Genomic DNA, 7,281 nt, shown 5'->3' with positions numbered 1-7,281 from the left:
AGTTGGGATCTGCATGGATGCGCCGAAAGGATTCTCAGGCGACGCTTTCCGATCGTCAAGCGAACGGCGCCGCCCCCCTGCTCCGTCTTCTCTTTTCTAGGTAGTAAAGGTTTTTCAGCAAACCCTATTTGCTTGTAAGGTTGACGTCGTCATGAAAGAATCCATCAAACCGCGATTGAAAAAGAACATTCTCGCTGATGCCGTTTATGCCGAGGGATTTTAAAGCCTACATGGAAGATATTCTTCAAGCAATGTTAATGGAGTGTGGAATGAATGGCATAAGTTTCCTACTATTTTCTCGCAAAAGAAACATCGGACTTTGGATCATAGTAATCCTGTTTGCGAGCCTCAACGCCCTTGCGCAGTGGAGCGCGGAGGAGGATGCCGCCTATATCCGACGCTTCGAGGAAAAATTCGCCAAGGCCGCCGTCCTTCCCGGCTTGAAAGAGTACGCTAGTCCCCAACGCTATGACGAACTCTATATGGGCGAATCCTTTCGCGACGCTTTGCAGCAGTTGAGCAACGATCAGGGCGGCATCGCTTGGGGGTGGTCCTACCGCATGATTTCGCTCAACGAAATGTTCCGCGTTACGCAGGACGTCAAGTACCTGCAAGCCAATCTCGAAGCCATTCGCGCCATCCTCGCCGCGCGCGACGATAAACTCAACAAGAAACTGTGGACGGGAAAAATTGCTCCCGCGTGGGGATCGGACAAATACGCCGAATGCGGACGCGCCATCTTCGCCGTGCATACGGGGATGATCCTCTATCCCATGTTCGAGTTTCTTGCGTTAGCGAACAAAACGCCCGAATACAAAAAATCGTTGGGCGAAGAATACGACTCGATTCTCGCCGCTTTGCAGGAAAGTCTCTCTTATCACGACCGGCAGTATCAGCAAGGGCCGGGCGAAGGGGAAGCCCATTACATCGGCCTCGATCAAGAAAACGTCATGGAAAACAAACCGCTGCCCGGTAACCGGCTCAGCGCGATGGGACGCGCCTTATGGTGGGCTTGGAAAGTGGATGGGAAAAAGGAACATCGCGAGCGGGCGATTGCGATTGGGCGGTATATCAAAAATCGACTTACGCTCGCGCCGGACGGGGCATATTACTGGCCTTATTGGCTGCCTATCGAACCCGTGAAGGAATCGGCGCCGAAGGAAAAAATCAAAGGGGAGGATATTTCGCACGGTTCGCTGACGATGTCGTTGCCGATTATTTTGGCGGGCGAAGGGGAAGTCTTCACGGCGGCGGATATGGAAAAACTGGGGAAAACGGTCGTCCAAGGCTTTGCTCGTTTGAACAGCGGCGTTCTTTTCGGAGACGTAACCGGCAATCCCAAGTCCGATCCATCCTTGGCGCAATTGCCCGCCCGCTGGCTGCGGTTGACGCCCTTCGCGGCGGAAACGCATCAGCGCATCTCCCAGTTTTATTTGACGTATCAGCCCACGCCCGGCCCGCTCGATCTGGCGTTGCTATTGCGATACGCTCCGGGCAAATAACAGCGGATATCAGGCGCAGCTCAACCGCTCCCTTCCAGCGGGATGATGTTGGAGGGATGGATATCTTCTTCCTCTTGGACGTTCGGTTCGCCGAAGACATCGTCCGTCGTAACGCGGATCACTTCTTCAACGGAAGTGATTCCAGCGAGGATTTTCAGCGATCCTTCCTCCCGCAGCGTTTTCATCCCAGCGCGCAAACAAAGTTGGCGCAGATCGAGCGTCGTTGCGCCGCGCTCGATGGCCTCGCGGATTTCGCGGTTGGGAATCATCACCTCATAAATTCCCGTGCGGCCGATGTAGCCGGTGTTGGAGCACTCGCGGCAGCCGCGTGGGCGGTATATGTTTTGTCCTTCCAGGAGATGGCTGTCGCCTCCCAGTTGTTTCAATTCACGAGACGACGCTGTAGACGCTTTCTTGCAGTGAGGGCAGAGTTTACGGACCAGTCGTTGGGCTACGATCGTCAGAATGGCGGAACTGAGCAGTTTAACGTCGACGCCAATGTCGATCATCCGGCTCATGGCGGTGGAAGTATCGATTGTGTGCAGGGTGGAAAAAACCAGGTGCCCGGTCAGCGCCGCGTTCACGGCGATGGCGGCGGTCTCCAGGTCGCGGATTTCGCCCACCATGATGACGTCCGGGTCTTGCCGCAGGATGGAGCGCAAGGCGGTGGCGAAGGTCAGGCCGGTGGCCGTGTTGTGTTGAATCTGGTTGATGCCGACCAACTCGTACTCGATAGGATCTTCCACCGTGATGATGTTCTTGGCGCCGTCGTTGATGGCTTGCAGGGACGAATATTGCAGCGTCGTTTTGCCGCTTCCCGTCGGTCCGGTGGCGAGGATCAGGCCGTGCGGCGATTTGATGGCGGTCTGGTAGCGTTGCAGGGATTCGTCGCGCATTCCCAGCCTGTCCAGCGTGGCGGTGGCGATTTTTTGATCCAATAGCCGCAGCACCACTTTCTCGCCCAAGCGCGTAGGAATGGTGGAAACGCGGACGTTCACGTCTTCTCCCATCAGCACTCTTCGGAAATGGCCGTCCTGCGGCAATCGGCGTTCGGCGATGTCAAGGTTGCAAAACACTTTGATGCAGCTGACGATGAGATTGAGCAGCGCTTGATCGATGGGAATGGATTCCGTGAGAACGCCGTCGACGCGATAGCGAACCAGGAGTTGGTTTTCTTCCGGCTCGATATGGATATCGCTGGCGCGGATTTTGCGCCCGTGGATCATCATTTTGTTGATGAGGCGCTGCATCAATTCCCGTTGGCCCTCGTCGATTCCGCCGCTGGAGCGGGCGCGGGCGACGGCGATGTTTTTGGCTTCCGTTTGGATGATGGCGGGCAGCGTGAAAATCGGTTTGATCTTCGTTTCGCAGTAAGGGCAAACGTCGTATTCGAATTTCTCGAACAATTCGTAATTGTCGATAGCCCGTTCGCAGGCGGGGCAGCGTTCGCGCGGCTCTTCCCGGCGCCAACGGTCGATATAATAGAAAATCATTCCGAATAAGCCGGTGTAATTAACAATTTTCCGCCAATTATAATACATCACTTTGCGATGGGGCAAATCGCGCATGACGATCTTGACAGGCGCGTACCAGACGACGGCGATGGCGGCGGCGGCGATGAGCGCATACCCAAGATAGGGCAGCGCCGCGTTCATGGCGTCTCCCGATCCGCCCATCAAATCCATCGCGAATTTTTTCGTCCCGTTCCATGTTCTGGTCAACCAGCCTTGGCTTTGTTGCACGGCGTTGAGATCGATTTCGGGTTGAGGCTCGGTTCTTGGCTGAAATTCGGGGCGCTTAACTTCCTTTGGATCGGGCTTATTCAAATAGGTTTCGGCGCGAGCGAGGAATTTCGCCAAATTGTTGGCTTCGACCGCCGTAAGCGCCGTTGGCTTGACTTTGGCGAAATAGGTTTTCGCCTGGCTGTAATTGTTGCGACGCAATTCGATTTGTCCCAGAAAAAACAAGGGACGGGAATGATCGGGGACGATTTCGAGCGCTTTAAGAAAAGCGGCTTCGGCGTTTTCCCAAGAGTTTTTCCCCCGGTTGAATTCTCTCTCTCCCAAGGAATTGTAAAGATCGGCGATTTTGGGGTTGAGATTCTGCGCAAGAGGATGATCGGGATAATTTTTCAGAACGATTTTATAATGCTCGATGGCGAGTTCGAATTGCGAATTGGTTTCCTGCCGCTTGGCTTCGTTGAAGTTCGCTTGCACGACTTCGTTGTCGATTCGCATTTTGGCCGATTGCAGAAGGGACAAGAGATGGGGATCGGAGATTTTTCTCTTCAATCCATCGATCTCGGCGACATCGCCCAAACCTTGAGATAGAGGATCGCGCGTTTCCAGGTTCTGGACGTATTTTTGAATGGCGGATTCTTGCAGGGAATAAACGTTGCGCTTCTCTTCATCAGCTTGCGCCAGGCGATTGGCGTCGGAATATTTGGAAATCGCCTCCGCGTAATTTCCCCGCAATTCTTCCACTTTCGCCTGCGAGAGGATGTTGGAAAGAGGCGAGCTTTTTTCGATGCGGTCGATGGCGTCCTTTTTGAACGAGAAGACGCCGCCCGCCGTTTGGATCAGAATTTCCTCGCCGCCCGAATCTTTGACGATTCCCTCGATTTTCTTTCCATTTTTCAAATAGATGGCATCGCTATAGGCCGCGGCGGCGATCGCCGCCATCAGGAGTAATCCCAACAATTTAGACCACTGCTTCACAATGCGCCCCCTTGCTTGATGAAATTCGGAACCATATGGCGAGGGAAAGCCCCTTCTTTACAATAACAATACAACGGCTTTTTGTCTCGCAATTGTCAAAAACTATTTGTTCCGCTGCCTGTGAAAACGGAAAAATGAAAACGTTAAAGGTTCATTTTTCAAGAAATCCGTTATTTATTATACCCGATATTATGCGGCGAGAGCCAACCTTTTCAAAGGGAATGAAAATACCGATCAAAATGCTATGTGGAAGATTCTTCCACGGAACGCGCCAGGCGAAAACCGTAGGATCGTCCTTGCTCGCCACCCGCTCGGGCGAAACGATGCGTCGTCCGGGAGTAATAGGCGTTGAAATTCCAGGAACCGCCCCGTAGAATCCGCAAATGCTTTCCGTATTCTTCCAGTTTTTCCGTCGCGCCGGGATAGGGAAGGAAGAAATCCGCCACCCATTCGAAGGCGTTTCCCGCCATATCTTTGACCCGATACGGACTATCCCCAAGAGAAAACGAACCAACCACCGCCGTCCCGCCGCGTCCCGCTTCCCACGTATTCGCGCAACGGGGAGAATAATTCCTACCCCAGGGATAGGCGCTTGCCGACGCGCCGTGCGCCGCCCGCTCCCACTCCGTCTCCGTAGGCAAACGCCCCCCCATCCACTGGCAGTACGCTTCCGCGTCTTCATAAGAAATCCAGACGACGGGGTGGTTCTCGAAGCCGTTGGGGATGGCGCCTTCTTTCCAATGAGGCGGCGGGCGATGTCCGGCGGCTTTGACGAATTCCATGTATTCGGCGTTCGTCGTTTCGTATTCGCCGATGTAAAAAGCCTCGACGAAGACTTTATGAACCGGTTGTTCGCATACGTCTCCGTTATTGGCGCCGATGACGGTTTCCCCGGCGGGGATATAGATCATTCCCGGATATTTGTATTTGACCGCCGGGGGAATGGAGTCGTCTATTTTTTCCGGTTTGGAAGCGGACGCCTCCTTGGCGATTTCGATCTTTTCCGGATCGATTTTAAACGTCTCATAGACGATATCCCGTCCCCATTCTCCCATCAATTCGCGGTCGGAAAGAGCGGAGGCGGAACGATAGACCATATTCAAAAAGCGGATGGTTTTGACATCGATCAAACGCAGCGTCACTTCGATGCCGCTTTCCCGGCGTTGAATGTGACCAGCGAGAACTTGGCTGGCTCCCAGCAACCGTCCCATGGCGGCGAAGCATAGCAATTCATGGCAGGGATAGGGAAACGAATTGGTCTTCAAAATCGCCAGCATGGAAGAACGGCTCAATACCCGGTAAAGCCTGGTTTGGGCCAATTCGCTGCGAATGAATTCGCTGAACGCCTGCGCTTCCGCGATCGAGGCTTCATCGCCTAAGGTGCGCATATCGGTTATGGCCAGCAAAGGCGGAACGGCCTCTTTCTCCTCTCCCTCGGCGGCGTAGGCGGAGAGGAAGAAAAAAACGGCGAAAATCCTAACGCGGCGCATGGGATAAGTCCTATCGCTTTTAAATTTGTTGCTTTTTATATTCCTCTCACAAGATTGGGAGAGGTTAGGTGAGGGTTGATATTCGTAGACTAATTGTTCCCTCACCCTAACCCTCTCCCAGAGGGCGAGGGAATCTATAAGCAACAATCCTAACGCATGCTGGTATAAGTCTTATCGCTTTGGGAAGAATGGCGCCCGTTTAACGAATCGAACGTCCCCGAGTGCGTTCGATCAAGCGCGTAAGGCCATTGCGCGCGGAAATGTGATTGGGATTCAATTCGATCGCCCGTTCGAATTCCAGGCGGGCGATTTCGTATTTCTGGTTGTTTTCGTGGATACGCGCCAGAACGTAATAGATTTCCGCATTTTCGGGATTCAGTTCTTCCGCTTTGACCAATTCGACGATGGCGTATTGTTCCGCGCAATGATCGTAATAGAGAAACGCCAGGCGGGAATGAACATCGCTCATCCGCTGCACGATTTGCCGCGCCGTTCTTTCTTCCGGCTGCAAATCCAATGCTTTTTTATATTCGGTCAACGCTTGCCAATAGTCATTGTTCGCCGCGAAAGCATTGGCGCTTTCCACTTGACGATCCCACTCATTCTTTTTCTGGCGGTATTGAATGGCTTCGACGGCTTGTTTGGCGTTGGCGTGATTGGGATTGCGGTTGATGACTTCCAGAAAATCCAATAAGGCGCGGTTGTCGTTGCTGCGCCCTTCGTAGAACTTGCCTCGGCGGTAATAAAACTCTTCGGGCGCTTCGGATTCGAGGCTTTGAATTATTCCCTTGTCGAGAACGATATACTCGCCCGCCACCGTTTCCAGCACCAGGACTTGGGCGGAATTTTCCAGAATGCGGCATTCGATGTCGGCTTTGCCGGCGCGAATCACGTCGCCCGCCGCCTGCTCTCCGATTGCGCCCAGCGCAAAACACAACGCCGCCAGCATTCCCCCCATCGAACGGCCACCCGTAAGCATTATTTTCATCGTTCGTTATCCTTATGGAGCGAAATCGAAGAAAAAACCCTTAGATGCTTTTATCCGATTACTAGTATTATATAGTTAAGCGGCGGCCTCCGTCAAACGATTTTCTCCCCTGAATCCAGGAAGCCGCGCCGCCGTATTTTTGTATTCAAAATAAAAGAAATTTGGGGTTGGCCTTTATTGCTTGAAAAAAGCCGGTTTTCTGGCTATAACTATTTCCGAAGATGGGCAGTGGATCGAAAATTAAGCCTATCAGCGCATAGGTGGGGTGGCCGAGCGGTTGAAGGCGCCGGTCTTGAAAACCGGAGTGCGCGCAAGCGCACCGTGGGTTCGAATCCCACCCCCACCGCCATTTGGATTTATCTATGGAGGCTCTTGCAAAATTAATAAAATCCGCTTTTAAATTCTCCCCCCAAGATTGGGGGGAGTTGGAGGGGGGTTGATTTTAATGGACTTACGTCAACCCCCTCCTGAACGAACGGGCACATAGTTTACATTTTGAACCGGGCACATGGTTTACACTTTTGTCTCGAAAATTGTGGCGGTTCCTTTCTTTTTTTGAAGAGCTGACCCATCTCCAGATATAG

At 53.0% G+C, this 7,281-nt stretch carries 4 protein-coding genes and 1 tRNA gene; 2 read left to right on the top strand and 3 right to left on the bottom strand.

Annotation, left to right across the window (positions count from 1 at the left end; all coding sequences use genetic code 11):
- Positions 1-269 precede the first annotated feature (269 nt).
- On the top strand, positions 270-1,502 hold the full coding sequence (locus AB1656_05495) for a hypothetical protein (GenBank protein MEW6234822.1): 1,233 nt from the start codon (positions 270-272) through the stop codon (positions 1,500-1,502).
- Positions 1,503-1,522: 20 nt separating this feature from the next.
- Here AB1656_05495 and AB1656_05490 read toward each other — a convergent pair whose 3' ends face one another.
- The 3 genes from AB1656_05490 to AB1656_05480 all read right to left on the bottom strand — a co-directional run bounded on the left by AB1656_05490 (position 1,523) and on the right by AB1656_05480 (position 6,697).
- Positions 1,523-4,219 carry an ATPase, T2SS/T4P/T4SS family gene (locus tag AB1656_05490; protein ID MEW6234821.1) on the bottom strand — a complete coding sequence of 899 codons (2,697 nt, stop codon included), beginning with the start codon at positions 4,217-4,219 and terminating at the stop codon, positions 1,523-1,525.
- A gap of 242 nt (positions 4,220-4,461) precedes the next feature.
- The gene (locus tag AB1656_05485; protein ID MEW6234820.1) at positions 4,462-5,709 is read right to left on the bottom strand and encodes an SUMF1/EgtB/PvdO family nonheme iron enzyme; all 1,248 of its coding nucleotides are present in this window, start codon (positions 5,707-5,709) and stop codon (positions 4,462-4,464) included.
- Positions 5,710-5,908: 199 nt separating this feature from the next.
- Positions 5,909-6,697: a tetratricopeptide repeat protein gene (locus AB1656_05480; GenBank protein ID MEW6234819.1), complete on the bottom strand. Its 789-nt coding sequence runs from the start codon at positions 6,695-6,697 to the stop codon at positions 5,909-5,911.
- Between the two features lie 259 nt (positions 6,698-6,956).
- Here AB1656_05480 and AB1656_05475 point away from each other — a divergent pair.
- Positions 6,957-7,046: transfer RNA gene (locus AB1656_05475), tRNA-Ser, on the top strand.
- Positions 7,047-7,281: the final 235 nt, after the last annotated feature.

The sequence above is a fragment of the Candidatus Omnitrophota bacterium genome, from assembly GCA_040755155.1.
GTDB lineage: Bacteria > Hinthialibacterota > Hinthialibacteria > Hinthialibacterales > Hinthialibacteraceae > JBFMBP01.
This window is presented reverse-complemented; position numbering and strand designations above follow the sequence as displayed.